Annotated in this window: 22 protein-coding genes, 1 tRNA gene and 1 riboswitch; of the genes, 9 read left to right on the forward strand and 14 right to left on the reverse strand. The window is 73.1% G+C overall.

The features are described 5' to 3' along the window. Nucleotides 1–2: 2 nt before the first annotated feature. The 10 genes from ACZ6Y7_RS19075 to ACZ6Y7_RS19120 form a co-directional block, all read right to left on the reverse strand. Nucleotides 3–1,091, reverse strand: coding sequence for a polyprenyl synthetase family protein (locus ACZ6Y7_RS19075; protein WP_465759056.1), 1,089 nt, complete (start codon nucleotides 1,089–1,091; stop codon nucleotides 3–5). A gap of 194 nt (nucleotides 1,092–1,285) precedes the next feature. Next, nucleotides 1,286–2,719, reverse strand: a complete 1,434-nt coding sequence (gene hpnE / locus ACZ6Y7_RS19080; protein WP_465759057.1) for a hydroxysqualene dehydroxylase HpnE — start codon at nucleotides 2,717–2,719, stop codon at nucleotides 1,286–1,288. A gap of 127 nt (nucleotides 2,720–2,846) precedes the next feature. Beyond that, a complete protein-coding gene (gene hpnD / locus ACZ6Y7_RS19085; RefSeq protein WP_465759130.1) occupies nucleotides 2,847–3,704 on the reverse strand; it encodes a presqualene diphosphate synthase HpnD in 858 nt (285 codons plus the stop codon). A 41-nt stretch (nucleotides 3,705–3,745) separates the two neighbouring features. Next, nucleotides 3,746–4,708 carry a squalene synthase HpnC gene (gene hpnC, locus ACZ6Y7_RS19090; RefSeq protein ID WP_465759058.1) on the reverse strand — a complete coding sequence of 321 codons (963 nt, stop codon included), beginning with the start codon at nucleotides 4,706–4,708 and terminating at the stop codon, nucleotides 3,746–3,748. A gap of 289 nt (nucleotides 4,709–4,997) precedes the next feature. Beyond that, a complete protein-coding gene (locus ACZ6Y7_RS19095; RefSeq protein WP_465759059.1) occupies nucleotides 4,998–5,807 on the reverse strand; it encodes an ABC transporter ATP-binding protein in 810 nt (269 codons plus the stop codon). Next, nucleotides 5,800–6,741 carry an ABC transporter permease gene (locus tag ACZ6Y7_RS19100; protein ID WP_465759060.1) on the reverse strand — a complete coding sequence of 314 codons (942 nt, stop codon included), beginning with the start codon at nucleotides 6,739–6,741 and terminating at the stop codon, nucleotides 5,800–5,802. Before ACZ6Y7_RS19100 ends, ACZ6Y7_RS19095 begins: the two co-directional genes overlap by 8 nt. Before the next feature lie 141 nt (nucleotides 6,742–6,882). Continuing rightward, nucleotides 6,883–7,773, reverse strand: a complete 891-nt coding sequence (locus tag ACZ6Y7_RS19105; RefSeq protein ID WP_465759061.1) for a glycosyltransferase family 2 protein — start codon at nucleotides 7,771–7,773, stop codon at nucleotides 6,883–6,885. Nucleotides 7,774–7,778: 5 nt separating this feature from the next. Beyond that, nucleotides 7,779–8,516 (reverse strand): CDP-alcohol phosphatidyltransferase family protein, encoded by a 738-nt coding sequence (locus ACZ6Y7_RS19110; RefSeq protein WP_465759131.1) that lies wholly within the window; start codon nucleotides 8,514–8,516, stop codon nucleotides 7,779–7,781. Between the two features lie 91 nt (nucleotides 8,517–8,607). Further along, entirely contained in the window at nucleotides 8,608–9,669 is a 1,062-nt protein-coding gene (locus tag ACZ6Y7_RS19115) for an iron-containing alcohol dehydrogenase family protein (protein WP_465759062.1), read from the reverse strand. Beyond that, nucleotides 9,657–10,412, reverse strand: coding sequence for a phosphocholine cytidylyltransferase family protein (locus ACZ6Y7_RS19120; RefSeq protein WP_465759063.1), 756 nt, complete (start codon nucleotides 10,410–10,412; stop codon nucleotides 9,657–9,659). Before ACZ6Y7_RS19120 ends, ACZ6Y7_RS19115 begins: the two co-directional genes overlap by 13 nt. Nucleotides 10,413–11,020: 608 nt before the next feature. Between ACZ6Y7_RS19120 and idi the strand changes: the two genes are divergently transcribed. After that, entirely contained in the window at nucleotides 11,021–11,668 is a 648-nt protein-coding gene (gene idi, locus ACZ6Y7_RS19125; protein WP_465759064.1) for an isopentenyl-diphosphate Delta-isomerase, read from the forward strand. A 130-nt stretch (nucleotides 11,669–11,798) separates the two neighbouring features. Here idi and ACZ6Y7_RS19130 read toward each other — a convergent pair whose 3' ends face one another. Further along, nucleotides 11,799–12,218 (reverse strand): ATP-binding protein, encoded by a 420-nt coding sequence (locus ACZ6Y7_RS19130; protein WP_465759132.1) that lies wholly within the window; start codon nucleotides 12,216–12,218, stop codon nucleotides 11,799–11,801. Between the two features lie 597 nt (nucleotides 12,219–12,815). Here ACZ6Y7_RS19130 and ACZ6Y7_RS19135 point away from each other — a divergent pair. Both ACZ6Y7_RS19135 and ACZ6Y7_RS19140 read left to right on the forward strand, forming a co-directional pair. Beyond that, nucleotides 12,816–12,900: transfer RNA gene (locus ACZ6Y7_RS19135), tRNA-Leu, on the forward strand. 309 nt (nucleotides 12,901–13,209) lie between these two features. After that, nucleotides 13,210–14,865 (forward strand): APC family permease, encoded by a 1,656-nt coding sequence (locus ACZ6Y7_RS19140; protein ID WP_465759065.1) that lies wholly within the window; start codon nucleotides 13,210–13,212, stop codon nucleotides 14,863–14,865. 247 nt (nucleotides 14,866–15,112) lie between these two features. Here ACZ6Y7_RS19140 and ACZ6Y7_RS19145 read toward each other — a convergent pair whose 3' ends face one another. Beyond that, complete coding sequence (locus tag ACZ6Y7_RS19145; protein WP_465759066.1) at nucleotides 15,113–16,102, reverse strand: class I SAM-dependent methyltransferase; 990 nt, start codon at nucleotides 16,100–16,102, stop codon at nucleotides 15,113–15,115. 504 nt (nucleotides 16,103–16,606) lie between these two features. Continuing rightward, the gene (locus tag ACZ6Y7_RS19150; RefSeq protein WP_465759067.1) at nucleotides 16,607–18,064 is read right to left on the reverse strand and encodes a glycine hydroxymethyltransferase; all 1,458 of its coding nucleotides are present in this window, start codon (nucleotides 18,062–18,064) and stop codon (nucleotides 16,607–16,609) included. Nucleotides 18,065–18,085: 21 nt separating this feature from the next. Beyond that, nucleotides 18,086–18,181, reverse strand: a riboswitch (ZMP/ZTP riboswitch). Between the two features lie 304 nt (nucleotides 18,182–18,485). Between ACZ6Y7_RS19150 and ACZ6Y7_RS19155 the strand changes: the two genes are divergently transcribed. The 6 genes from ACZ6Y7_RS19155 to ACZ6Y7_RS19180 all read left to right on the forward strand — a co-directional run bounded on the left by ACZ6Y7_RS19155 (nucleotide 18,486) and on the right by ACZ6Y7_RS19180 (nucleotide 25,674). After that, complete coding sequence (locus tag ACZ6Y7_RS19155; protein ID WP_465759068.1) at nucleotides 18,486–19,457, forward strand: ABC transporter permease; 972 nt, start codon at nucleotides 18,486–18,488, stop codon at nucleotides 19,455–19,457. Nucleotides 19,458–19,589: 132 nt separating this feature from the next. Beyond that, complete coding sequence (locus ACZ6Y7_RS19160) at nucleotides 19,590–21,341, forward strand: ABC transporter substrate-binding protein (RefSeq protein ID WP_465759069.1); 1,752 nt, start codon at nucleotides 19,590–19,592, stop codon at nucleotides 21,339–21,341. Nucleotides 21,342–21,515: 174 nt separating this feature from the next. Then, nucleotides 21,516–22,508: an ABC transporter permease gene (locus ACZ6Y7_RS19165; protein WP_465759070.1), complete on the forward strand. Its 993-nt coding sequence runs from the start codon at nucleotides 21,516–21,518 to the stop codon at nucleotides 22,506–22,508. A 145-nt stretch (nucleotides 22,509–22,653) separates the two neighbouring features. Further along, complete coding sequence (locus ACZ6Y7_RS19170) at nucleotides 22,654–24,297, forward strand: dipeptide ABC transporter ATP-binding protein (RefSeq protein WP_465759071.1); 1,644 nt, start codon at nucleotides 22,654–22,656, stop codon at nucleotides 24,295–24,297. A 208-nt stretch (nucleotides 24,298–24,505) separates the two neighbouring features. Beyond that, nucleotides 24,506–24,916 carry a cytidine deaminase family protein gene (locus ACZ6Y7_RS19175; RefSeq protein ID WP_465759072.1) on the forward strand — a complete coding sequence of 137 codons (411 nt, stop codon included), beginning with the start codon at nucleotides 24,506–24,508 and terminating at the stop codon, nucleotides 24,914–24,916. Nucleotides 24,917–25,110: 194 nt separating this feature from the next. Beyond that, nucleotides 25,111–25,674 (forward strand): EF-hand domain-containing protein, encoded by a 564-nt coding sequence (locus ACZ6Y7_RS19180; protein ID WP_465759073.1) that lies wholly within the window; start codon nucleotides 25,111–25,113, stop codon nucleotides 25,672–25,674. 225 nt (nucleotides 25,675–25,899) lie between these two features. On the opposite strand, the gene ACZ6Y7_RS19185 is transcribed toward ACZ6Y7_RS19180, so the two are convergent. After that, nucleotides 25,900–26,475, reverse strand: a complete 576-nt coding sequence (locus ACZ6Y7_RS19185) for a TetR/AcrR family transcriptional regulator (protein WP_465759074.1) — start codon at nucleotides 26,473–26,475, stop codon at nucleotides 25,900–25,902. Nucleotides 26,476–26,601: the final 126 nt, after the last annotated feature.

The raw sequence follows: 26,601 nt of genomic DNA on the forward strand, positions 1-26,601 counted from the left end.
CGTCACCTCTCTCGTACCACCACGAATTCGGCGAGTGCGACGAAGTGCTCGCGCACCTCGTCGGACATGGGCACCTCGTCCAGGGCGGCGAGGGCACTCGTGTGCTGGCGGCGGGCCTCCTCCTGGGTCCAGGCGCGGCCGCCGGCCTCCTCGATCAGCGCGGCGCGGGCGGCGAGCTCGGGCTCGCTCTCCTCCCCGCGTCCCTTCGGGTCGGCCAGCTGTCCGGCGAGCCGGCGCGAGGCCGGGCCGCCCTCGGCCAGCGCGGCGGCGACCGGGAGGGACTTCTTGCGCTGGCGCAGGTCGCCCCAGTGCGGCTTGCCGGTGACCTCGGTGGCACCCCAGATGCCGAGCAGGTCGTCCACCGCCTGGAAGGCCAGGCCGAGGTGGTGGCCGTAGCGCTGCAGGGAGTCGGAGACCTTGTCGTCCGCCCCGGCCAGGACCGCGCCGATCGCCGAGGCGGCGGCCAGCAGGGCCGCCGTCTTTCCGCCCTCCATCTCCAGGCACTCGGCGACGGTCACGCTGTCGCGCTGTTCGAAGGCGACGTCCATGGCCTGGCCGTCGATCAACCGGCGGGTCGCCGTGGTGAGCAGTCGGACGGCGCGCGCGGCGTCGGTGGGGCTCGCGCCGCCGGTCACCGCGGCGTCGAGCAGAACCTCCGTGCCGAGCGTCGCCAGGGCGTCACCGACCAGGATCGCCTGGGCGGGCCCGAAGACCGTCCAGGCGGTGGCCCGGTGCCTCCGGGTCTCGTCACCGTCCATCAGATCATCATGGAGCAGGGAGAAATTGTGCACCAGTTCAACGGCCACCCCACCGGGCACGCCCACCTCGGCCGCCGCGCCGGTGGCCTGGGCGGACAGCAGCGCCAGCGCCGGGCGCACGGCCTTGCCGCCGTCCCCGGCGACGGGCGTGCCGTCCCGGTCGATCCAGCCGAAGTGGTAGGCCGCGACGGTGTCCATCGGTGCGGCCAAACGGGCGACGGCGGCCCGCAGCGGCGGGGTGCAGAGCGTACGGCTGCGGGCGAGCAGCTCCGGCACCGAGACCGGTTCGGCGTGCGCCGTGCCTCCGACGGCGAAGCCGGTGCGTGACTCCACGTGCGTTCCCTCTCCCTCATGGTGCCGGACCGCACGGTGCGGCCGGGTGCCGTCGGTGCGGCTGGTGTCGATTCGAGTGCTGCCGATGCCAAGGGTGCCGGTCCGGCCGCCCGGGCCGGACGCGGCGATTCCGCCGGTGGGCTCGACGGTACGCCCGTCGGCTCTGACGGGCTCTCCGGCGGCGGGGCCCGCCGTCACCTGGGCCACCTCCCGTCGCCGCGGTCCACCGGCACGCGGGTGCCGGTCGCGGCGAGCGCGGCGTCGGCGGCGGCGTGGCCGCTGCGCACGGCGCCCTCCATGGTCGCGGGCCAGCCGGTGGCCGTCCACGAGCCGGCCAGCAGCAGGCCAGGGACGCCGGTGCGGGCGGACGGGCGCAGTGCGCCGTTGCCCGGGGCCGGGTCGAAGGTCGCGGTGCGTTCCCGGGTGACGAAGAAGTCCAGCACCTCGGCACCGGCCGCGGCCGGCAGCAGCCGCTCCAGCTCGGGCAGGTAGCGGCGGCGCAGCTCGGCGACCGGCAGGTCGATCTCGTCCTGCGCGGCGGACTGCGAGAGCGCCAGGTACTGGGCGCCCGGGTGGGCCCGGCCGAGTTCGGTGCCGGCCAGGCCGGAGTGCGCCGTCCGGTCGAACACCCACTGGACCGGGGAGCCGAGGGCGGCGAAGAACGGCCGGCGCACCAGCGCGCGGTCGTAGATCACGTGCACGTTGAGGATCGGCGCGGTGCCGAACCCGGCCAGCCGCTCCTGCCCCGGGATCGCGTTCGGCGGCAGCAGGGCGGCCGCGCTGTCCTGGGCGCCGGCCAGGACGACGGTGTCGGCGGTAAGGGGCTCCCCGCCCTCCAGCAGGACGGCGTGCTGGGGGGCGGCCGGCTTGAGCTCCGCCACCCGGGTGCGCAGCAGCACCTTCACGCCGGCGCGCTCCAGCTCGGCGAGCGCCCGGTCGTGGTGGATCGCGCCCAGCGGGGCCGCGGCGATGCCGATGTCGGCGGCGCCCGGGTCGGAGAGCAGGCCGGTCTGGAACACCTTGGCCGCCAGCGCCATCGACACCTGATCGGCCCGGGCGTTCAGGGTGGCGACGCCGACCAGGTCCCACAGGGCCGCCTGGGTGGCGTCGTTCTGCCCGTGGTGGCGCAGCCACGAGCCGAAGGAGATCTCGTCCAGCGCCGGGTCGTCGAGGTCCAGCCCCTTGAGGGCGAGCGCGCCGCGGACCACCCGGGCGCGGTCCGCCGGGGACAGGTGCGGGTAGCGGGCGAGGCTGCCGGCCAGGTGGAGCGGGACGGGCAGGCCGGCCCGCCGCAGCCGTCCGAGGGTGCGCACCGGCGCGGAGGCGGGCCCGGTGACGGAGAGCACCGGAACGTCCAGGCGCTCCTGCAGGTGGACCAGCCGGGCGGCGCCGAGCCGCTCCAGCAGGCCGCGGTAGGCGGTGCAGCAGCGGAGGTAGACGTGCTGGCCGTTGTCGACGGTGAGGTCCCCGCGCCGGAACGAGAAGGCCAGCCCGCCGAGTCGCGGCCTGCCCTCCGCGAGGGTGACCCGGTGGCCCGCCTCGGCCAGGCGCAGCGCCGCGGTGATCCCGGCCAGCCCGCCGCCGACCACGACGGCGACCGGGCGCGCGGCATCGGCTCGCCCGGTCATCGGTCCTCCCCCTCGCATCCGCCGGACCGCCGGGAGGCGGTCGTTGAAGCCGGTACTCGTTCGGTCAACACGGCACTGCCCGCACGTGATTCCCCGCTGACACAGCGTGACAGAACTGTGGCGAGAATCAAGAACGCCCCCCGGCGAGCCCGGAAAGCGCCACGTACGCCTTCTCCCAGCCCGGCAGCGAGACCCGGCCGCGCAGCACCGACGCGGGGTCGGCGGCGATCCGGCCGAGCAGCCGATGGTAGATCCCGGCCATCGCGGCGGTGCAGGCGCGGCTGCGGCGGTCGAGCATCGGCAGCAGGCGCAGGCCCTCCTCGAAGGCGGCCTGGGCGCGGGCGGCCTCGAAGGCGACCAGGCCGGTGAAGTCCGCGCCGGTCGGCGGTGTGGCCAGTGCGAAGCCCTGCTCGCAGCCGAACCGGACCAGGTCCTCGGTGGGGAGGTAGGTGCGGCCGTTGAGGGCGTCCTCGCGCAGGTCGCGCAGGATGTTGGTGAGCTGCAGCGCCAGGCCCAGGGTGTCCGCGTACTCGGCCCCGCGCTCGGGGTCGTCGCAGCCGTAGACGCCGAGCGAGAGCCGCCCGATCGCGCCGGCCACGCAGCGGCAGTAGACCTTCAGCTCCTCGTACGTCTGGTACTCGGCGCCCTTGAGGTCCATCTCGACGCCGTCGATCAGCTCGTCGAAGCCGCCGAGCGGGACGGGGAAGCGCCGGGCCGTGTCGGCCAGCGCGACCTTGATCGGGTCGGTGTCGTCCTCGGCGACCACCCCGGAGCGGACCTCGTCCACCAGCTCCCGGGTGCGCAGCAGCGCGTCGGCCTTGCGGTCGGCCGGGAGGTCGCCGTCGCCGATGTCGTCCACCCGGCGGGCCAGGGCGTACAGGGCCGACATGGCCAGCCGCTTGGGCTCGGGCAGCAGGCGGATGCCGTAGCTGAAGTTGCGCGCCTGCAGCCCGGTGACTGCCTCGCAGTACCGGTACGCCGCCATGACCGGGGCCGACGCCAGTGGTGATGCCGCCACGCGGGCGTTCACCTTCCCTTCGCGAAGATGGCCGCCGCCTTCGCTGCGAGGCGGCGCTTGTCCGGCTTCGCCTGTCGGGCGAGTACGTCGTACCCGGCGTCCTCGATGGCCGCCAGGGCCGCGTATCCGCCGGCGGTGAATCCCGCCAGGAGCAGTCGAAGCCTCCCCCGAACCGTACCTACCAATGGTGCGCCGCGATCGAGCAGGGTGCGGGCCCGTTCCGCCTCGAAGGCGATCAGCTCCCGGACGGCGCCGTCGGCGGAGGGGGCGGCGAGGTCGGCCTCGGTGACGCCGAAGCGCTCCAGGTCCTCGGTCGGGAGGTAGATCCGGCCGCGGCCGAGGTCCTCGGCGACGTCCTGCAGGTGTTCGACCACCTGGAGGGCGGTGCAGATGGCGTCGGAGAGCTCGATCCGCTCGGGGGTGGAGACGCCCGCGATGGCCAGCACGAGGCGGCCGACCGGGTCGGCGGAGAGCGTGCAGTAGCCGACCAGGTCGTCGTAGGTGGGGTAGCGGGCGGTGGTCTGGTCCACCCGGTTGGCCTCGATCAGACGGCGGAACGGCTCGGGGGTCAGGCCGTGCCGGTCGACCACCGGCACCAGGGCGCGCATCAGCGGGTGGCGCGGGGCCTCGGCGCCGGGCCCGGAGGGGCCGCCGGGGTGCAGCGCGGCTTCGAAGACCCGGTCGAGGTCGTGCTCCAGCCCGTCGAGCAGGGCGAGGCGGAAGGCCGCCTCCTGCGCGGTGGGCGGGCCGGACTGCTCCGAAGGAGTGGCGGCCGGGGTGGGCTCGACCCCGAGCTGTCGGGCGGTGGCGGCCGGGTCGGCCAGGTCGCCGTCGCCGGCGTCGTCGACCAGGCGGGCGAAGCCGTACACCGCCATCAGGTCGTCGCGCCAGGCGGCGGGCAGGAAGAACGGGGCGACCGGGAAGTTCTCGGCACCCGCCTTCTCCAGGGTCTGACCCGCGGAACGGTTCACCGGCGTATCACTGGGCTGGGCCGAAGCCGACACTGCTGTCACTCCCCCGTTCTACACCGCTGGGTATCACCGGCCCGACTCGGACACGCGTCCGAGCGCGGGCGTCACGTCAGGCACACCGCCCCCGCGCCCACCAGACTGGCACCCCGGGGCCTGCGGGAGAAGGGCGCCCCGCGCGGCGGCCGCGGGCTCACCCCCGCGGCGGCGGCCACCCGGGCTACCGGCGGGGGGCAAGCCGAAGGGCCGGTCCCGGAGGTTCCGGGACCGGCCCTGGTCGCTCGGGTGCGCGTTACGGGCGCTCGCCGCGCTCGTAGCGGCCGACGACCTCCTCGGTCGGGCCGTCCATGACCAGCTCGCCCGCCTCGATCCAGATGGTCCGCTCGCAGACCTCGCGGATCGAGTTGTTGTCGTGGCTGACCAGGAAGACCGTACCGGCGGAGCCGCGCAGCTCGTCGATGCGGCGCTTGCTGCGCTGCTGGAAGGCCTGGTCACCGGTGGCCAGGGCCTCGTCGATCAGCAGCACGTCGTGGGTCTTGGCGGCCGCGATCGAGAAGCGCAGGCGGGCGCCCATGCCGGAGGAGTAGGTGCGCATCGGCAGGGAGATGAAGTCGCCCTTGTCGTTGATGCCGGAGAAGTCGACGATCTCCTGGTAGCGCGCCCGCACGTCGGCCGGGGACATCCCCATGGCCAGGCAGCCGAGGACGACGTTGCGCTCACCGGTGAGCTCGTTCATCAGCGCCGCGTTGACGCCCAGCAGCGAGGGCTGGCCGTTGGTGTAGATGCCGCCCTTCTCGGTCGGCAGCAGGCCCGCGATGGCGGCCAGCATGGTCGACTTGCCGGACCCGTTGGAGCCGATCAGGCCGATCGCCTCGCCCTTGTACGCGGTGAAGCTGATGCCCTTGACCGCGTGAACCTCGCGCACGCCGGCCGCGCGCTTGCGGCTGACGATGCGGCTCAGCGCCGAGGTCGCGCTGCCCTTTCCGGAGCCGGCGCCGTGCACCCGGTAGACGATGTGCACGTCGTCGACGACGACGGTGGGCTCGCGGGCCACGTCGGTGTCCCGGACCAGGTCGTTCTTGCTCAGGTCGACGTCAGCCACGGCCGTACTCCTCCTCGGCCTTCCAGAAGAAGACGTATCCGATGACGAACATCCCGACGCCCCAGGCGAGGCCGTACGCCCACTGGTGCGGCGGCAGGGACTGGTGGGGGGTCTGGTGCGGGTTGTAGATGATCGGCGCGAAGGCGTGCCGCAGCAGGTCCATGTAGACCGAGGCCGGGTTGATGGCGCAGATCACCTGGATGTAGTGCGGCCACTTGTGGACCCGGTCCTGGATGCTGAACATCACGCCGGACAGGAACATCCACGCGCGCATCACGAACGGGATCAGCTGGGAGATGTCGCTGGTCTTGGCGCCGATCCGGGCCATGATCAGGGAGATGCCGGTGTTGAACAGCGTCTGCAGGATCAGCGCCGGAACGATCAGCAGCCAGGTCTTGCCCGGGGCGATGCCGCTGGCCAGGACGGTGACGACCAGGACGACCATCGAGATCAGCAGCTGCTGGAGCTGGATCACCGTGAAGGCGATCGGCAGGCTGGCCCGGGGGAAGTGCAGCGCGCGGATCAGGCCGAGGTTGTCGGAGATCGCCCGGGTGCCGGACTGCACCGCGTTCTGGGTGAACTGGAAGACGAAGACGCCGATGCAGAGCCAGGCGATGTAGGTGTCCGGCGGGAAGCCGTCCTTGCTCGCCAGGATCACGCCGAAGACCAGGTAGAACACCGCGCAGTTGAGCAGCGGGGTGACGACCTGCCACAGCTGGCCGAGCTTGGCGTCGGTGTACTGGGCCACCAGGCGGGCGGTGGCGAAGGCCCAGATGAAGTGGCGCCGGGCCCAGAGCTGCTTGGTGTAGGCGAACAGACCCGGCCGGGCGCCGCTCACCGACAGGCCGTACTTGTCGGCGAGCTGCTTGGGGGTCAGGCCCGCGTCCACCCCCCTGGGGGTCGAGAGGCTGACGGGTTCACTCACTGTCGACACATTCGTCCTTCACGCGGGATCGGTCGGGGCGGCCGGTCGGCGGGGGGTCCGCCGGTCGTGCGCCGAGGGGGATCCACTGGGGTCTCGGGGGAGCCGGCCGGTGTGTGGTCACCGGCCGTGGCGATCGATCATTCGATCAGATCAGATGATCGGTGGACGGCCCAGCCTGGTCAGTTGCCACACGGTACGCCATCGCATGGGCCGCCGCGGACCGCAGGGTTCGCGCCAGCCCGCCCGGAATCCGCCCCACCAGGCCTTCAACGCCTCGGGAGAGGGGCGACGGGCCAGGGTGAGCAGAAGCCAGGTTCCCAGATAGAGAGGCACCAACAGGGCCGGAAGGTTCCGCCTCGCGAGCCAAACCCGGTTTCGGGCCACGTTGTGGAAGTAGGTGGCGTGCCGGGCGGGCGAGGTCGTGGGGTGGTGCAGCACCACGTCCGCCCGGTAGTCGATGGCCCAGCCGGCGTCCGCCGCACGCCACGCGAGATCGGTCTCCTCGTGGGCGTAGAAGAACTCGGCGGGCAGCTGGCCGGCCTGCTCGAACACCTCGCAGCGCACCGCGCTGGCGCCGCCCAGGAAGGTGGTCACCCGGGACGAGCGCAACGGGTCGCTGGCGCGCAGCCGGGGGACGTGCCGGCGCTGGGTGACGCCGGTGTCCGGGTCGGCGATCCGGAACGAGACGATGCCGAGCCGCGGGTCGGCCGTGAAGGCCTCGCGCAGCAGCCGGGCCGAGTCGGTGCGCGGCAGGTGGCCGTCGTCGTCCAGGAAGAGGACGGCGTCCACCTCCTTGCCGTCCCGGCCGAACAGCTCGATGCCGACGTTGCGCCCGCCCGGGATGCCGAGGTTCTCCGGCAGCTCCACGCTGCGCACGCCCTCCGGCAGCGGGGGCAGCGGGGCGCCGTTGGCGACCACGGCCAGCTCGACCGGCGGGCCCTCCTGGGCGCGCACGGACTCGATCAGGGCGTTGAGCTCGGCGGGCCGGTTGCCCATGGTGATGATCACCGCGCCGAGGCGGAAGTCGTCCGCGTTGGTCATCGCGCTCACCGCAGCCGGCTGGAGAGGACGATGCTCAGCAGGTGCAGCACGGTCTGCAGCATGGCGATCGCGGCCAGCACGACCACCGCGAGCCGGGTGAAGAGCAGCCCGCCGTGCACCGCGTCGGCGATGCCGGCCGCCAGGATGAACAGCGAGGCCTCGACCGCGCCGACCAGGCGGTGGAACTTCAGCAGCGAGGCCGCCCGGCGGGCCTTGGCGACCGCGGCCGAACGGGGCACCGAGGCGCTGTCCTCGACGGCCGTCAGGCCGCTGCGGGCCCGGGCCACGTCCACCAGGTCCGTCTCGGACTTGATCAGGATCGCACCGAGCGCGGCGAGCGTGCCGAGGAAGGCCCACTCCCAGTGGGTGCCGTGGCCCTCGCGGTGCAGCAGGTCGGTGGCGCGCAGGCCGAGGCCGGTCAGCAGCGCGGCCTCGGACATGTAGTGGCCGACCCGGTCCAGGTAGACACCGGTGAGCGAGGTCTGCCGGCGCCAGCGGGCCACCTCGCCGTCCACGCAGTCCAGCAGCAGGTAGACCTGGATCAGCAGGGCGCCGAGGACCGCGCCCCCGATGCCCGGCACGATCAGCGCGGCACCGGCCAGGATGCCGGTGACCATCATCAGGTACGTCAGGCCGTTGGGCGTGATCGCCGTCATGGTGGAGAGCACGCGGGTGATCCGCAGCGAGATCTTCCGCATGTACAGGCGCCCGGCCCAGTGCTCGGCGCTGCGGCGCTGGAGCATGCCCTCCGGGTGGATCACCGCGCGCAGCTCCTCGATCGAGGGCCGGCGGGTCAGGTCGACCGGGGGCCGTTCGGCGCCCGCGGTGGAGGGGTCAGCTGTTGACGGCTTGGACATAGTCGGCGTACGCGTCCCTGATTGCGGAGGGGGAGAGGTCGAGGTGCTCGAGGATGGTGAAGCGCCCCGGTCGGGTGTTCGGAGCGTAGTGCACCGCTTCGGTGAACTCCGCCTCGGTGAAGCCGATCTGAGCCGCGGTCACCGGCAGTCCGTGGCTCGCCAGGCGCTCCACGATCAGACCGGTCAGCTCGCGCTCGCCCCGCAGGAAGCTGGCGAACGCGGCGCCGAGGCCGACCTGCTCGCCGTGCTGGGCGGACCGCTTGGGATACAGCACGTCCAGGGCATGCGAGATCTCGTGACAGGCGCCCGACGAGGGCCGGGTGCTGCCCGCGATGTTCATCGCGATGCCGGACAGTACCAGGGCTTCGGCGAGGGCCGTCAGGAGGTCCTGATCCTGAGTGTTCCCTGGATGCCGCAGCAGGTTCTCACCCGCCGAGCGGGCCATCGCGACGGCCAGTCCGTCCACCGGTTCCCCGGTCACCGCGTGGGACAGCTCCCAGTCGGCGCAGGCCGAGATGTTGGAGACGACGTCCCCGATGCCGGCCGCCACGAAGCGGGCCGGGGCCTGCCGGATCACGTCCAGGTCGACGATGATGCCGATCGGGCTGGGCACCCCGTAGGAGCCCCGGCCGGCGTCGTTGTCGAGGGTCGAGACCGGTGAGCAGATGCCGTCGTGGGCGAGGTTGGTGGCGACCGCGACCAGCGGCAGGCCGACCCGGGCGGCGGCGTACTTGGCGGCGTCGATGATCTTGCCGCCGCCGAGGCCGACGATCGCGTCGTAGTGCCCGCCGCGCATCGCCTCGGCCAGCCGCACCGCGCTGTCCAGGCTGCCGTCGTCCACGTTGTACCAGTCGGCGCCGGGCAGGGCCGGCTCCAGGCGGCGGCGCATGGCCGCGCCGGAGCCGTTGCTGATCGCCACCGCGATCCGGCCCGAGGCCGACAGCCGCTGGTCCGCGAGGATCCCGCCGAGCGCGTCCAGGGCGCCCGGGCGGATCTCCACGAACAGCGGCGACGGGACCAGTCGGGTCAGTACTGGCACGCGATCTCCCGCGCCTTGGCCAGGTCGTCGTGGTTGTCGACCTCGACCCAGGAGACCTCGCCGATCGGCTGCACGTCGACGCGCAGGCCGCGGTCCACCATCTCCTGGTAGCCGTCCTCGTAGTACAGCTGCGGGTCGCGCTCGTAGGTGGTGCGCAGCGCGTCGGTCAGGTCGGCGGCCGCGGACGGGTTGATCACGGTGACGCCGATGTACTCGCCGCTCGCCTCGGCCGGGTCCATCAGCTTGGTGATCCGGCGCACGCCGGCGGCCGGGTCGACGACGACCTTCATCTCCTCGTCGGCGAGCTTCTTCACCGTGTCGAGGGCGAGCAGGATGCCGGGGGCGCGGCCGGCCTCGACCAGCCGCCGGTTGCCCTCCAGCACGGTGCGCTGGACGGCCGCGGGGTGGACGGTGTCACCGTTGGCGAGCAGCAGGCCCTCGGCGAACAGCTCGCGGGCGCACCAGAGCGAGTAGGCGTTGTTCCACTCCTCGGCCTTGTCGTTCTCGACCAGGTGGAGCTTGACGCCGTACGCCGCCTCCAGGGCGGCCCGGCGCTCGTACACCGCCTCCTTGCGGTAGCCGACGACGATCGCGGCCTCGCGCAGTCCGACCTCGGCGAAGTTGCGCAGGGTGAGGTCCAGGACGGTCCGTTCCCCGGCGACCGGCACCAGCGCCTTGGGCAGGGTGTCGGTGTACGGGCGCAGCCGGCGGCCGGCGCCGGCTGCCAGAACGAGGCCGATCATGCGGGGTCTCCTGATCCGTCGTGCTGTGCCCGCGGGCCGTGCCGAGGGGTCGGCGACGCCGCCCCGCCGGACCGGCGTGCGACCGGGCCGGGCAGCGGCGCGCCGGTGCCGGCACGGATCCGGGCACCGTGTCGTATGTGATGGTAGGCGACTGGGACGACCGGCCCGAACGCGCCCGGCGACCGCCCGGTGACGGACGGATGAGCAGCGGTGGACGAGGGGTGGACGGGCGCGCCCTCCGGGCGGTCCGCGCGGGCGCTCGGGCCGGGAGCCGCCCGGGGGGCGGAGCGGGGGGCGGAGCGGGGGGCCGACCGGGGCGGACCGGGAACGGAGGCGGCGGACGGGTCGAACGGCCCCCGAACGCGCGTCGAACGATTCTGCGAGGTTGATGACCCTTCCGGGGGCTTCCCGGACCCTTCTCTGGACGGATTCCGACTCCTCCGCGTCATGATCCGCCCGGATGTGCGTGGGACCCCGACCCGGTGCCACCCATACGGCAGACTGGATCCCGTTGCCGGCGCCGGTCCCCCGTTGCGTCCGTCGCGCGCCGCCCGGTGCGCCGTACGCACCCGTTGCTCCCGTTGCTCCCGCCCCCGGAAAGAGGCCCCATGCCCCAGAGTCTGCCGACCGAGCCGACGCACTTCGCCGCCGAGATCGACACCGGTCTCGACGTGGAGACCGATGTGACCGTGCCGCCACAGGCCGCCTCGGCCGCCGGTCCCGAGATCCTGCTGGAACTGGTCGACGACGAGGGCGTCACGATCGGCACCGCCGAGAAGCTCTGGGCCCACCAGCAGCCGGGCCGGCTGCACCGCGCGTTCTCGGTGTTCCTCTTCGACCGCCAGGGCCGCCTGCTGCTCCAGCGCCGGGCCCTCGGCAAGTACCACTCCCCCGGTGTCTGGTCGAACACCTGCTGCGGCCACCCGTACCCGGACGAGCCGCCCTTCGTGGCCGCCGCCCGGCGCACCGCCGAGGAGCTGGGCGTCGCGCCGGCGCTGCTCTGCGAGGCCGGGACCGTCCGCTACGACCTGCCGGACGAGGCCTCCGGGCTCATCGAGCGCGAGTGGAACCACCTCTTCGTGGGACTCGTCACCGCGCCGGTCGAGCCGGACCCGGACGAGGTGGACGACTTCGCCTTCGTGACCGCGCAGGAGCTGCGGGAGCTGCGCGCCGAGCGGCCGTTCTCGGTCTGGTTCGAGACGGTCTTCGAGGCGGCGCTGCCCGGGATCCGGGAGATCGCCGGGCGGGACTGGTAGGACGGGCCCCGGCGGGCTCGGCGGGCCGCCGCCCGTCCGGGCGGAGGGTCGGTGCGTGGTCGGGCCGGGAGGCGGTCAGGCCGGCCGGTGGACGGCGGGTCGGTGGACGGCGGGTCGGTGGGCGGGCCGGTCAGCGGTCGGGTTCCGGGGGGACGGGCAGCGAGGCCCAGATGACCTTGCCGCCCTCCCCCGTCCGCTCGACGTCGCACACCCCGCCGGCCTGCAGCGTGACGCTCTTCACCAGCAGCAGGCCGCGCCCGCCGGTGCGGCCGGTGTCGTTCTCCAGCGCCTTCGGCCGGTACGGGTCGCCGTCCTCGACCGAGACCCGGACCCAGCCCCCGCGCACCGTCAGCTCGGTGACCACCTCGGGGGACAGCTCGGCGGCGTGCGTCACCGCGTTGCTCACCAGCTCCGAGACGATCAGCAGCAGGTCGTCGACCAGTTCCTGGTAGCGCACGCCGGTCATGCCCTGGGCCAGCAGGCGGTCGCGCACCGCGTGGCGGGTGACCGGCACCGAGGCCTCGGCGGCGGGGACCGGGAAGCGCCACACGCCCTCGGCCGGGTCGTCCGCCGGGCGACGGGTCGGGCGGCCGGGCCGGGCGGACCGGCCTCCGGACGCCGCGGCCTCGCCCGGTCCGTCCTCCGGCCTGCCGCGTCTCGGTTCGGCCTCCGCCGTCCCGCTGATCTGCTCCACGTCCAGCCGCCCTTCGTCCGCGACCCGGGAATCAGGCGATCCGCTCATGGCGCCCTCGGTCCACAGAGGCTAGGAGAGCGGTCCGGGTGGCCGTGGCAGCGTCGACAACTTGCCCGTGTCGGACCGCTTCCGATCGGAATCGATCGCGAACACCACCGAAGTCGACCGGTTCCTTCGCGGTCGTCATCGGTTCGGACGGGGTTCGAGCGCGTTCGCCGGCCGTACCGACCCGTGCGGGGCGGGTTCCGCCGCCTCCGCGGACCCCCGCGCGGTCGCGCGCGGTCGCGCGGGGTCCCAGCCGTCCCCGCAGGCCTCCCGGAAGCGTCGGCGGGCCGGGTGCGCCGGCCACCGGGCCCGGCCCGAGGAACCGCAGGTCGGAAGCACTCCAGAACCCTGGTAGTGTTCTCTCTGTCGCCGAGGGGGCGAGAGAAAAACCCCCGGAGCACACACCCCGTCCGGGTGGCGGAATGGCAGACGCGCTAGCTTGAGGTGCTAGTGCCCTTTATCGGGCGTGGGGGTTCAAGTCCCCCCTCGGACACAGCCGAAATTCCCCGTGGGATCCGAAAGGAACCCGCGGGGAATTTCCTTTTCCCCGGGGCGCTTTCCGAGCGACCCCCTCCCGTCCCCGGGCGCCGACCGCGGTGGCGGTGCGGCACCGGTCTCTCCACCGGCGCCGGGCGCTCCGGAAACCGGACACGAGATGGCAACGATCGAACGGTTTGAGCGTCCCCTGAGGTATTCGCCCGTTTTCGGACCCTAAGCTGCTGTGCGTTTGTCCGGAATGCCGACGCAAAACCGCAAAAACACCGACACCACCCGATGAACCACGAGCGAGAGGACCGATACGTTGAGTGAGGCAGAATCCTCGACGGCATCACACCAGAACTACCGCCGATCGCTCGGCACGATCAGCCTGACCGCGGTCGGGCTGGGGTCGATCATCGGGTCCGGGTGGCTGTTCGGTGCCGAGCGGGCCGCCAAGCTCGCCGGGCCGGCCTCGATCCTCGCCTGGGTGATCGGTGCCGCGGTGGCGCTGACCATCGCCCTCACCTACAGCGAGCTGGGCTCGATGTTCCCCAAGGCCGGCGGCATGGTCCGCTACGGCCAGTACTCGCACGGCTCACTGGCCGGCTACCTGGCCGCCTGGGCCAACTGGATCGCCATCGTCTCGGTCATCCCGGGTGAGGCCACCGCCTCCGTCCAGTACATGAGCTCCTGGCACTTCGGCTGGGCCAAGGGGCTCTACGACGGACAGGAACTGACCGTCAGCGGCGTGGCGCTGGCCAGCGTGCTGCTGCTCGTCTACTTCGCCCTCAACTGGTTCGCGATCACGCTGTTCGCCAAGACCAACACGGCGATCACCGTCTTCAAGGTCGTCGTGCCGACGCTGACCGCCGGCGCGCTGCTCCTCGCGCACTTCGACACCGCCCACTTCACCGACCACGGCGGCTTCGCGCCGAACGGCTGGAGCGCGGTGTTCACCGCCGTCGCCGTCTCCGGCATCGTCTGGGCCTTCAACGGCTTCCAGTCCCCGCTCAACCTGGCCGGCGAGGCCCGCAACCCCGGCAAGTCGCTGCCGAAGGCCGTCATCGGCTCGATCCTGATCGCCCTGGTGATCTACGTCGCGCTGCAGGTCGCCTTCCTCGGCGCCATCCCGGCCGCCGACCTGTCGGGCGGCTGGAGCAGCCTCTCCTACACCTCGCCGCTGGCCGACCTGGCCATCGCCTGGGGCATCAACTGGCTGGCGATCCTGCTGTACGCGGACGCCTTCGTCTCGCCGTCCGGCACCGGCATGATCTACGCCGCCACCACCTCGCGCATGATCCACGGCGTGCAGGAGAACGGCCACCTGCCGAAGCTCTTCGGCAAGGTCGACGCCAAGACCGGCATCCCGCGCCCGGCCCTGGTGCTCAACCTGGTGGTCGCCTTCCTGTTCCTCGCGGTCTTCCGCGGCTGGGGCTCGCTGGCCGAGATCGTCTCGGTCGCCACCGTGATCTCGTACATCACCGGCCCCGTCGCCGTGATGGCGCTGCGCCGCCTCGCCCCGGACCTGCCGCGGCCGGTCCGGCTGCGCGCCATGCCGGTCATCGCCCCGGTCGCGATGGTCTTCGGCTCGCTGGTGCTGTACTGGGCCCGCTGGCCGCTCACCGGCAAGGTCATCCTGCTGATGGCCGCCGGTCTGCCGATCTGGGCCTGGTACGAGCTGCGCAAGCCGTTCGCCGAGCTGAAGCCGCACCTGCTGGCGGGCGCCTGGATGGTCGCGTACCTGTTCGTGATGGCCGGCGTCTCCTGGGCCGGCAGCAGCGACTTCGGCGGGCACGGGTACCTGCCGGAGGGCTGGGACCTGCTGATCGTCGCCGCGATCGGGCTCGCGTTCTACTACTGGGGTGTCGCCAGCGCCTGGTCCAACCCCTCGCTGGCCGCCGTCCGGCAGGAGCTGGCGGCGGAGCGCGCGGAGAGTGGCGCGGCGGCCGCCGAGGCGGGCGAGCCCTCGCGGGTGTGACCCCGCGTCCGGGACGTTCGCGAGGTTCGCGGCGTTCATGAGGTTCGCGGCGTTAGCGAGGTTCGCGAGGTTCGCGAGGTTCGCGAGGTTCGCGAGGTTCGCGAGGTTCGCGAGGTTCGCGAGGTTCGCGAGGTTCGCGAGGTTCGCGAGGTTCGCGGCGAAGGGCCGGTCGGTGATCCGACCGGCCCTTCGGCGTTCCCGGGGCGTACGGGTGCCGGGGTGTGCGGCTGCCGTTCCCGGGGGCGGGTCAGCCCCGGCGGGCGCGGCGGATGGCGGTGGTGACGACCGGCGGGAGGAGGTCCCGCGCCGCGCGCTTGGCCACGTTGGCCGGGCGGCGCGCCTCGGCCGCGCGGGCCCTCCGGGCGGCGAGGTCGCGGGCGGCCTCGTCCCTGGCCTGGAGGGCGTCCTGCGCGGACCGCTCGGCCTCCCGCCGGGCGTTCTCGGCGGCCAGGCGCTCGCGGTGGCGCGAGCCGCGGAAGGCGGCGATGCCCTGCGAGTCTCCGGTCATCCGCAGCACCCGGCCGCCGTTCAGGCTCTCCGCGCTCAGCCGGCAGCCGACCGCGAGGTCCACCCGGTCCAGCAGGTCGCGCTGGAAGGGCTCCGGATCCCCCCAGGTGCCGTAGAACTTGCACTCGGTGAGCAGGATCGGCTTCAGGCCGTGGTTGAACACCGCCTCCCACGTCGCGGCCGCGACGCCCGGGGTGTGCTGGGAGCGGTAGTCGTCGAGCACGACCACGCCCTCGTCCCGCAGCGCGACCCGGGCCACCCGGAGGTCTCCCACGACGTGCTCGTAGAGGTGGGAGGCGTCGATGTGGATGAAGCGGTAGGTGCCGGGCGCGAGGTGCCCGCGCGAGAGGACGGAGGTCGGCGCCTGGATGATCTGCGGCAGCGCGTCGTGGAAGGCCAGGTAGTTGGACTCGAAGGCGGACCGGGTCAGCGTCTTCCGGTACGACATGTCCATCTCGGCGGCGTTCTCGTCGTCGGGCGCGTCCGAGTCGAAGAGGTCGCAGACGGTGAAGGTCTCGCCCGGCTGGAGGTGCTCGCCGATGACGATGGCGCTGCGGCCGAGGTACGCGCCCATCTCCAGCAGATCGCCGGTGACACCGGCCTTCTCCTGCCGCCCCAGGAACCAGTCGAAGGAGTGCCGGTCGTGGTCCCAGATCCAGCCCGGGACGTCGTCCAGGGTTGCCGGCTCGGTGGCGCGGTTCGACTCACCGGACGACGCGGCGTCGGACATGAAAGCTCCTTCTGGGCACTGTGACCTGACCTGCGGATCCTGAACCGGACCTCAGCACGGTGCGGGCTTCCCGCCCTGCCGTCGAACGCGCCGGGGCCCTGCTCCGGTCATCACCGAACCGCCGTCAGCAGTACGCCCCCACCACTGAGTTCGAGGCAATCTACCCAGGGATCGGCCGCCGTGTGGAGGGCCCGGCACGAAGAGTTTCCCGAACCGTCATGTGGCCGCCCGGGCATGAGCACGGCGGGGTTCCGGGAGTGGCTCCCCGGTGCCCGGTCACGGGCCCTCGCGTTCCGGTCGCCGGGCCGTTTCGACTGGCCTCCGACGAGCGCTGCCGGTTCGGCGGTCGAGCGGACGGAAGGACGATCGGAGCGGCAGTGCCCCCGGTGCACGAAGGCGGCTTCCCCGCAGGGGTTGGGTGTCGAACGTGGCGGCGGGGTCGGAGCACCCGGGGGCGTCGAGCGTGGTGGCGGGCTCGACGCCCCGGGGTGCTGTGTGGCGGCCTCAGACGAGGTCGACGCCCGGGTAGAGCGGGTACGGGGCGAGGAGGTCGGCGGCGCGCTTGGCGACGGCGTCGCGCAGGGCCGGGTCGAGGGCGTAGCCGGCCTTGGACGGGCCGCCGCCCGCGGCCGCGGTGGGGGTGGTGGCGCGCAGGACGGTGTCGATCAGGTCGGCGATCTCGTCCATCTCGGCGGTGCCGAGGCCGCGGGTGGTGAGCGCCGGGGTGCCGAGGCGGATGCCGGAGGTGTACCAGGCGCCGTTCGGGTCCTGCGGGACGGAGTTGCGGTTGGTGACGATGCCCGAGTCGAGCAGCGCCGCCTCGGCCTGACGGCCGGTCAGGCCGTAGCCCGAGACGTCGGCGAGGACCAGGTGGTTGTCGGTACCGCCGGTGACCAGCGTGCCGCCGCGGCGCAGCAGGCCCTCGGCGAGCGCTTGGGCGTTGGCGACGACGGCGCGGGCGTAGGACTGGAACTCGGGGCGGCGGGCCTCCGCGAGGGCGACGGCCTTGGCGGCCATGACGTGCGAGAGCGGGCCGCCGAGCACCAACGGGCAGCCCCGGTCGACGTGTTCGGCCAGCTCGGAGGTGCAGAGCACCATGCCGCCGCGCGGGCCGCGCAGGGACTTGTGGGTGGTCGTGGTGACGATGTGGGCGTGCCGGACGGGGTCGTGGTCGCCGGTGAGCACCTTGCCCGCGACCAGGCCGGCGAAGTGCGCCATGTCGACCATCAGGGTGGCGTCGACCTCGTCCGCGATCTCGCGCATCCGGCGGAAGTCGACCAGGCGCGGGTAGGCGGAGTACCCCGCCACGATGATCAGCGGGCGGAATTCGCGGGCGGTCTCGCGCAGCGCGTCGTAGTCGATCAGGCCGGTGGCCGGGTCGGTGCCGTAGCTGCGCTGCTCGAACATCTTGCCGGAGATGTTGGGGCGGAAGCCGTGGGTGAGGTGGCCGCCGGTGTCCAGGGACATGCCGAGCATGCGCTGGTTGCCGAGCTCCTGGCGCAACCGCGCCCAGTCCTCCTCGGTGAGGTCGTTGACGTTGCGGACCGCGGCCCGCTCCAGGGCCGGACTCTCGACCCGCTGGGAGAGGACGGCCCAGAAGGCGGTGAGGTTGGCGTCGATGCCGGAGTGCGGCTGGACGTAGGCGTGGTCCGCGCCGAACAGCTCGCGGGCGTGCTCGGCGGCGATGCCCTCGACGGTGTCGACGTTGCGGCAGCCCGCGTAGAAGCGGCGGCCGACGGTGCCCTCGGCGTACTTGTCGCTGAGCCAGTTGCCCATGGTGAGCAGGACGGCCGGGGAGGCGTAGTTCTCGCTGGCGATCAGCTTGAGCGAGGCGCGCTGGTCGGCGAGTTCCTGGCCGATGGCGGCGGCGATCCGCGGTTCGACGCCGGCGACCACGTCGAGGGCGCTGCGGAAAGCGGTGTCGGCGGCGGGGGTCGCCGCGGTGTGGGGCTGCTGGGCCATGGCGGTCTCCTGGTGGGGATTGCGGACGGCCCAGGCGCTCGGCACTTCACGTGAGGATTCACGGGGCCGCTTCCCGATGGTTGCTTCCATCCCTACGCGCCAGTCGCGGCCCATCGGGATCGTACCAACACCGGAAGGGCTGTGGCGGAGGTCTCAGAATGCGGAACGCCCGGTCCGGTTCGACGGCCTATGTCCGTTCCCCCGCAACGCCGGTGTTGCGGCGAAATGAAGCCGACACAATTCTCGAAACAGTTCCGAAGGAATGGCGGCAGGAAGCGCCGACGGAGATTTGCGAAACCTCGGACGCATCCGATCCAATGGCGTTCGAGCGGCCGCCGGGAAACCCCCGGAAGCCGCACCGGAAATGCACACGAGCATGCCCTCACCCATGGGGCGGCGGAGAATTCGGGGGTTACGCCTCATGGCAGTGGTCGACGCGATACCGACACCCCCGAGCGGGCCCGCCGCGGCCCGCACCCCGCTGCGCCGGATCCTGCGCGACCGGGTCGGCGCCGCCGCCCTGGCCGTCGTGCTGCTGTTCCTGCTGCTCGCCGCCACGGCCCCGCTGATCGCGGCGCTGTACGGGAAGAACCCGGTCGAGCACTACGGCCAGAACAGCCCGGGCCTGCTCAGCGACGGCGGCCTGCCGGTGCTGCCGAACGGCGGGATCTCCGGCGACTTCTGGTTCGGACTTGAGCCGGGGCTCGGCCGGGACGTGTTCACCCAGCTGCTGTACGGCATCCGCACCTCCCTGCTGATCGCCTTCGCCGCCGCGGCCGTGACCACCGCCCTCGGTGTCCTGGCCGGCGTCGCGGTCGGCCACCTCGGCGGGGTCGCGGACCGGCTGTTCGGATTCCTCGCCCATGTGCTGCTGGCCTTTCCGACCCTGCTCCTGCTGCTCGCGCTCAGCCCCGTCATCCAGTCCCGACTGGTCGATCCGGGCGCCGCGGAACCCGAGTGGATGCAGTTCCTGGTGCTGGTCCTGGTCTTCTCCGCATTCGGCTGGATTCCGCTCGCGCTTTCCCTCCGGGCCACCGTGCGCTCGCTCCGGGAAAGGGATTTCGTGCAATCCGCCCGGGCACAGGGGGCGAGCCGTTTCCACGTCGTCGTCCACGAACTGCTCCCGAACGTGCGCTCGCAGCTGCTGGTGCACGCCACCATGGCCGTCCCGACCTTCGTCGCCTCCGAGGCCGCGCTGTCCTTCCTCGGTGTCGGCGTCACCGAGCCCGTCCCGGACTGGGGGCGGATGCTCGCGCGCGGGTCGGAGGTCTTCCAGGCCGACCCGACCTACCTGGTCTTCCCCGGGGTGGCGCTGCTGCTCTTCGTGACCGCCTTCAACCTGCTCGGCGACGCCGTCCGGGACGCGCTGGATCCGCGCTCCGGCGTTCGTTGAGCCCGTCGAGCCGGCCGCGCGCCCGTTCACGCCGCTTCTCCTGACCACCCGATCCACCCCCCTGCGTCACCCGAGCCCCCTGTCACCCGAGCCCTCCCCGGCGCGATCCGCCGGGGCGAGGAGAGATTCGCCATGCGCTGGACCAGACCGACCCTCGCCGTCATCGCCGCCACCCTGCTGGCGACCTCGTGCTCGGCCGGTGCGGGCAGCACCGGTGCGGCCGCCGGAGCCGCCGGCGCGCAGACCTCGCCGCTGACCGCCGCGCTCGGCACCGAGCAGCAGAGTGCCGGCCCGGCGCCGGCCGTCCCGGGCGCCCGCCCCGGCGGCACGGTGAACGTCTACAACAGCGTGGAGTTCCGCCACCTCGACCCGCAGAAGGTCTACGCGGGCGCCGCCTACAACGCCTCGCTGCTCTGGGGCCGGCAGTTGACGCAGTACCAGGTCGTCGATGGCAGGGCCACGCTGGTGGGCGACCTCGCCACCGACACCGGCACCCCGGCCGACGGCGGGCGCACCTGGACGTACCGGCTCAAGCCGGGCGTGGCCTGGGAGGACGGTCAGCCGATCACCGCCCAGGACGTCAAGTACGGCATCGAGCGCAGCTTCGGCAAGGGCTACGAGGTCGGCCCGCCGTACTGGCCTCAGTGGCTCACCGGCGCGCCCGACTACGAGGCGGCGCGCGCCCGGTACGCGGGCCCGCAGGACGGCGACCTGGCCGCGATCGAGACGCCGGACGAGCGCACCGTCGTCTTCCACTTCCCGCAGCCGCAGGCCGACGTGCCGTACATGGCCGCGCAGTCCTCCTCCTCGCCGGTTCGCCGGGACAAGGACACCGGCACGGAGTACGACCGGCGGCCGTTCGCCACCGGCCCGTACCGGATCGTCGAGCACGTCCAGAACACCCGGATGGTGCTGGAGCGCAACCCGTACTGGAAGGCCGAGAGCGACCCGATCCGGCACCAGTACCCCGAGAGGTTCGTCTTCACGTACGGCAAGGAGGCGCTCAACCTCAACCAGGAGATCCTCTCCGGGCGGGACGGCGGCGCCGACGCCACCACCGCCTCGGACACCCTCTCCCCCGAGCTCTACCAGGCCACGGACACCGACCCGAAGGCCAAGGACCTGGTCGTCTCCGGCCGGCAGGGTGCCTTCGTCACCCAGCTGGTGATCAACAACGAGCGGGTGCCCGACGTCGAGGTCCGCAAGGCGCTGCACCTGGCCTACCCCCGCCAGCAGGCCCGCCAGGTCCAGGGCGGCGCCCGCACCGGCGAACTGGCCACCACGCTCAGCTCGCCCGCGCTGATCGACTGGCAGGCGTACGACCTCCTCCCGGCCAGGCCCGAGGGCGCCCCGGAGGCGGCCAGGGCCCGGCTCGCCAAGGCCAAGCAGGCCCCGGGCAGCCTGAGTTACGCGTACCGGAACACGCCGAACGGGCAGCGGGTCGCGCAGGTGCTGGTGGACGGCTTCGCCAAGGCCGGGATCACCGTCGTGCCCAAGCCGATCGACCCGAAGGCCTTCCTGGACGAGGTGCACCGCACCGACTCCCCGTACGACCTGTTCGAGGAGACGTCCTCCGTCGACTGGCCGACCCCCTCCACGCTGATCCCGTTCTCCTTCGACGGCCGGGCCGGCAGCGACATCAACTCCGCGCGCTACCGCAACCCCGAGGTGGACAAGGAGATCGACCGGATCAACGGGATCGGCGAACCGCGCGCCAAGGCCAAGGAGCTGTACGCGCTGGAGCAGACCGTGATGAAGGACCTGCCGGTGCTGCCGTTCGCCTACCCGACCGTCAACCAGCTGCGCGGCAGCAACCTCGGCGGGGCGTTCATCCACCCGATCTACGGGACGGTCTCGCTGGCCTGGCTGTACCTGAAGTCCTGAGCGCCCGAGCGGCCGGGCCCTGCGCTCCGGCGGGCGGTGGCGCCCGCTGACACCCGGTCGCGGGCGGTACCGCCCGCTGACGCCCGGTGGCGGGGGCGGGGGCGGGCGTCCGCCGGGCCCGCCGCTCCTCGTCGCCCTTCCCGCTCCCCCGTCACATCGACCCCCGGATCGGCCATGTTCTCCTTCGTCCTGCGGCGGACCGTCCAGGCCCTCGCCGTCCTGGTCGCGGTCTCCGCCGCCGCCTTCGCCCTCTTCTACGCCGCGCCCGCCGACCCGGCCCGCGCCGCCTGCGGCCCGCGCTGCGACAGCGGACAGGTCGCGGCGGTGCGCCGGAGCATGGGCCTGGACCAGCCGCTCGTCGCCCAGTACACCGACTACCTGGTCGGGGTCGTCGCCGGGCGGGACATCAGCGACGAGGACGGCTCGCCCCTCCACTGCGCCGCCCCCTGCCTCGGCTACTCCTACCGGCTGCACCAGCCCGTCAGCGAGGCACTGGCCGACCACCTGCCGGTGACCTTCTCGCTCACCGCCGGGGCGCTGGCCGTCCTGCTCGTGCTCGGCCTCGGCACCGGCTTCGTCTCCGCGCTGCGGCACGGGCGGCGCACCGACCGGCTGCTGTCCGGCCTCACCCTGGTCGGCGCCAGCGTGCAGATCTACTTCCTCGGGTACGTCGCGCAGTGGGCGCTGGTCTACTCCACCGGACTGCTGCCGCTGCCCTCGTACACGCCGCCGGCCGAGGACCCGGCGGCCTGGGCGGGCGGGCTGCTGCTCCCCTGGCTCGTCCTCGGATTCGTCAACTCGGCTGTCTTCGCCCGGCTTTCGCGCTCGCAGCTGTTGGAGACGATGAACGAGGAGTACGTCCGCACGGCCCGCGCCAAGGGCCTCGGACGACTGCGCGCCCACCTCAGGTACACCTCGCGCGGCGCCGCCGGGCCGCTGGTGCAGCTGCTCGGGCTGGAGGCGGGCGCCCTGCTCGGCGGGGCGGTGATCACCGAGACGGTGTTCGGGTTGAACGGGGTCGGGCGGTTCGCCGCACAGGCCGTGGCCGGGCAGGACCTGCCCGCCGTCGTCGGCGCGGTGCTGGTGGCCGCCTGCTTCGTGGTGCTGTTCGTCGCGCTGGCCGACCTCGCGGTGGCCTGGCTCGACCCGCGTGTCCGGCTGAGCTGAGGGGAGTCCTGTGATGAAGTCCGCTGTTCCTGGTGCCGGTGGTGCGGGTGGACCGGGTGTTGGTGTCGGTGGTGGTGCGGGTGGACCGGGTGTTGGTGTGGGTGGCGCCGGCGTCGGGGGTGGGGGTGGGGGCGGTGGCTGGCCCGTGCTGAGTGTGCGGGACCTGACCGTCAGCTTCGCCGCGCCGCGCGGGGGCGCGCCCGTGACGGCCGTCCGGGGGCTGTCCTTCGACCTCGCCGCGGGTGAAGTCCTGGGCCTGGTCGGCGAGTCGGGCTCGGGGAAGTCGACCGTCGGCCTCGCCGTCCTCGGCCTGCACGACCCGCGCACCACCACCGTCACCGGCTCGATCCGCCTCGGCGGGCGGGAGCTGGTCGGCGCCGGGGAGTCCGTCCTGCGCGAGGTCCGGGGCGGCCGGGCCGCGCTGGTCTTCCAGGACGCGCTCACCTCGCTCAGCCCCTTCCACCCGGTCGGCGCCCAACTCGCCGAGATGTACCGGCTGCACCACCCGGGGGCGGGCCGCGCCGAGGCCCGCCGGCGGGCGGCCGCGATGCTCGACCGGGTCGGCATCCCGGCGGCCCGGGCACGCGACTACCCCGACCGGTTCTCGGGCGGGATGCGCCAGCGCGTGATGATCGCCATGGCGCTGATGAACGACCCGCAGCTGCTGATCGCCGACGAGCCGACCACCGCGCTGGACGCCCGGGTGCAGCGACAGGTGCTCGACCTGCTGGGCGAGTTGCAGCGCGAGCACGGTACGGCCGTGCTCCTGGTCAGCCATGACCTCAGTGTGGTCGCCGGGACGACCGACCGCACGCTGGTGCTGCGCGACGGCGTCCGGGTGGAGTCCGCGCCGACCGCCGAGCTGCTGTCCGCACCCCGCGAGCCGTACACCCGGGCCCTGGTGGGAGCCGCGCTTCGCCTGGACTCCACACCGGGATCTGCACTTCTGACAGTTGACGACCCGTCGCCGACGAGGGCGTTCCGGCCGAGGGCGGTCGAGCGACCACCCGCGCGATGGCTGGTCGAGGTGGAGGACCTCAGCGTGCGGTTCCCCGGCCGACGGCGCTTTCCCGGCCTCCGCTCCGAGCCGGTCCGGGCGGTCGAGGGCCTGGACCTGCGGATCGCACCCGGGGAGACCGTCGGGCTGGTCGGCGAGTCCGGCTCCGGCAAGTCGACCACCTCCCGCGTCCTCGCCGGACTGCAACGGCCAAGCGGTGGACGGGTCTCGTACGACGGCCAGGACGCCACCCGCCCGGACCGGGAGCTGCGGCGCCGGCTCAGTCGGGAGATCCAGCTGGTGTTCCAGGACCCGTACGCCTCGCTCAACCCGCGCCGCACCGTCGCCCAGAGCCTCGACACCCCGCTGCGCCTGCACACCTCGCTGTCCGCGCCCGAACGGCGGGAGCGGGCCGCCGAGTTGCTGGAACAGGTCGGGCTGGACGCCGGACACCTGGACCGCTATCCGCACGAGTTCTCCGGCGGTCAGCGCCAGCGGATCGGCATCGCGCGCGCCCTGGCCCCGCAGCCCCGGCTGATCATCGCGGACGAGCCGGTCTCGGCGCTCGACGTGTCGGTGCAGGCGCAGGTGCTCAACCTGCTGATGGACCTGCGGGCACGCCTGGGCGTGGCCTTCCTGTTCGTCTCGCACGACCTGGCGGTGGTCCGGCACTTCTGCGACCGGGTCGCGGTGATGCACCGGGGGCGTCTGGTCGAATCCACCGACCGGGAGCGGCTGTTCGCGGCGCCGCACACCGAGTACACCCGGGAGTTGCTGGCGGCGGTGCACTGAGGAGGGGCGGGCCACGGGACCGCAGGGAGGGCGGCCCGAGGGCGGAGGCGCTCCCGGGCGGGGGCTCGGAAGGGCGGCTCGGAAGGGCGGAGGCGCTCCCGGGCCGGCCACCGGGGAGCGCGGCGCGCGGCGTGATGAGCTGGCACGATCCGGGGCGGCCCCTTCATGATCGGTTCCAGTCAGGCCGGATCGGAGAGGTGCGAGGACGATGGCGAGCAGTGAACAGTCGACCGTGGACGTGGAACTCGTCGAGGCGGCGCGCGAGGTGGCGCGGCGGTACGCGCGTGGCGACGACCACACGGTGGCGGCGGCCGGGCGCAACGCCGACGGGCGGATCGTCACCGCGCTGAACGCCTACCACTTCACCGGCGGTCCGTGCGCCGAGCTGGTGCTGATCGGGTCGGCCGCAGGGCAGGGGGCGTACGAGCTCACGACCGTCGTCGCGGTCGGGGACCGGGAGCGCGGGGTGATCCCGCCCTGCGGGCGCTGTCGGCAGGTGATGCTGGACTACTTCCCGCAGCTGCGGGTCATCGTCGGTCGGGGGTCCGAGCTGCGCGCCGTGCCGGTGCGGGAACTGCTGCCGGAAACGTACGTCTGGGCCGACCACCAGGTGGACTGATCGGCGGGAAGGACGACGCCCGGCGCGACGCCCGGGCGGGTGGGCCCGAGGGGTGGCGGGCGCGGCGGTCCGGAGTGCGGGGGCGTGGTGGGGACTTCGTTCGCCCTTCGTTCGGCTGCGCGAGCGCGGCTCGAAGCGTTAGCGTGCAGGCGATGTGACACGGGGGGACAGGAAGCGCCAGCCGAGGGGACACATTGTCGGACGACCTGCTCATCGCAAAGATCAATCACGGCTTCGATCACCTCGACGCCGACGGCGACGGACGCCTCACCGAACGGGACCACGTCCTGATGGGCCACTCAGTGGCCCGCTCGCTCGGCCACCAGGAGGGCTCGGACGCGGAGGCCGTCATCGTCCGCGCCTATCTGACGATCTGGCACGACCTGCACCTCGCCCGGCTGCCCGCCGGCACCGAGGCGATCACCCGGGAACAGTTCACAGCCTCGACCGGCTCGCTCGCCGACGACCCCGAGGCCGCCCGGGACATCCTCGGTGCGCTCGCCGAGGCCTTCCTCGCCGTCGCCGACGCCGACCGGAGCGGGACGGTGGACGCCGGGGAGTTCTTCGTCTTCCAGCGCGGCCACTTCGCCGGCCTCTCCCGGGACGACGCCGACGAGGCCTTCCGCCACCTCGACACCGACGGTGACGGCGTGCTCTCCGCGGCCGAGTTCACCGACGCGATCATCCAGTACTGGACCAGCCGTGACCCGGACGCGCCCGGCAACTGGTGGACGGGGAAGCCGCCGCACGCCCTCTGAGCGCCGCGTTCCGGGCCGGAGGACGCCGGACCGGCCCGAGCACCGTGGGCGCCCGAGCGCCGGGAGTTGCCGGACTCGCCGCCCGTCCCTGTGCGCCGGATGCGCGGGGACGGGTGACGGCTGTTCTGCGGCCTTACGGCCTTCCGGCTCCCGCCGCGTCCAGGCCTCCGACGCCTCCAGACCTCCGCTCGGACAGGCCGCCGACGCGTCCAGGCTTCCGCCCGGTCAGGCCGCCGGGACGATCCGCTCGACGATGGTGTCGATCAGCGCCGCCAGGCCGTCGACACCCAGGACCTCGGGCAGGGTGAGGTGTTCGAGGATCAGGCCGGTCATGGCGAGGTAGAGCACGACGACGGTCTCCCGGTCGCCGGGGAGACCCTCGTCCAGGTGGTAGGAGACGTTGGCCTCCAGGTCGTCCCGGATGGTGCGGGTGAGCTGGGCCTGGAGGTCCGGGCGGCGGGTGGCCTCCAGGCGGAGTTCGAGCATCGCGAGGTAGCCGGCCCGGTCGGCGGTGATCCGGCGGATCAGGTCGTGCATTAGGGCCGCGACCAGGGCGCGGTCCCGGGGCGCGCGCAGGAGTTCGGCGAGGACCGCCGGATCCGGGACGAGCCGGTGGTGGATGTGCCGGGCCGTCTGGTGGAGCAGGTGGTCCCGATTGGCGAAGTAGTTGGAGGCCGTGCCGTTGGGGACGCCGGCCTGGACGTCGACCGCGCGGAAGGTCAGGCCGCGGGCGCCCTCCCGGGCGAGGACCTCGATGGCGGCGTCGGCAAGGGCGGTGCGGCGGGCGGGGTTCTGGACCATGGGCCCGATTCTCCCTCCCGCGACGGCGGGGCCCGGAGGGGGGACCGAACCCCCTTGCCAACCACTACGGACGGAGTACTATGACTGTCGTGGTTAGCGGTGGGGCCGAACGGCCCGCGCCGCGTC

This window comes from Kitasatospora sp. NPDC053308, assembly GCF_055585785.1.

Excerpts from the sequence above, each read along its gene's own strand:
- hpnE (WP_465759057.1), bottom strand. The coding sequence starts at position 2,719 with ATGACCGGGCGAGCCGATGCCGCGCGCCCGGTCGCCGTCGTGGTCGGC.
- hpnD (WP_465759130.1), bottom strand. The coding sequence starts at position 3,704 with ATGGCGGCGTACCGGTACTGCGAGGCAGTCACCGGGCTGCAGGCGCGC.
- ACZ6Y7_RS19105 (WP_465759061.1), bottom strand. The coding sequence starts at position 7,773 with ATGACCAACGCGGACGACTTCCGCCTCGGCGCGGTGATCATCACCATG.
- ACZ6Y7_RS19110 (WP_465759131.1), bottom strand. The coding sequence starts at position 8,516 with ATGCTCCAGCGCCGCAGCGCCGAGCACTGGGCCGGGCGCCTGTACATG.
- ACZ6Y7_RS19120 (WP_465759063.1), bottom strand. The coding sequence starts at position 10,412 with ATGATCGGCCTCGTTCTGGCAGCCGGCGCCGGCCGCCGGCTGCGCCCG.
- idi (WP_465759064.1), top strand. The coding sequence starts at position 11,021 with ATGCCCCAGAGTCTGCCGACCGAGCCGACGCACTTCGCCGCCGAGATC.
- ACZ6Y7_RS19145 (WP_465759066.1), bottom strand. The coding sequence starts at position 16,102 with ATGTCCGACGCCGCGTCGTCCGGTGAGTCGAACCGCGCCACCGAGCCG.
- ACZ6Y7_RS19150 (WP_465759067.1), bottom strand. The coding sequence starts at position 18,064 with ATGGCCCAGCAGCCCCACACCGCGGCGACCCCCGCCGCCGACACCGCT.
- ACZ6Y7_RS19155 (WP_465759068.1), top strand. The coding sequence starts at position 18,486 with ATGGCAGTGGTCGACGCGATACCGACACCCCCGAGCGGGCCCGCCGCG.
- ACZ6Y7_RS19160 (WP_465759069.1), top strand. The coding sequence starts at position 19,590 with ATGCGCTGGACCAGACCGACCCTCGCCGTCATCGCCGCCACCCTGCTG.
- ACZ6Y7_RS19165 (WP_465759070.1), top strand. The coding sequence starts at position 21,516 with ATGTTCTCCTTCGTCCTGCGGCGGACCGTCCAGGCCCTCGCCGTCCTG.
- ACZ6Y7_RS19175 (WP_465759072.1), top strand. The coding sequence starts at position 24,506 with ATGGCGAGCAGTGAACAGTCGACCGTGGACGTGGAACTCGTCGAGGCG.
- ACZ6Y7_RS19185 (WP_465759074.1), bottom strand. The coding sequence starts at position 26,475 with ATGGTCCAGAACCCCGCCCGCCGCACCGCCCTTGCCGACGCCGCCATC.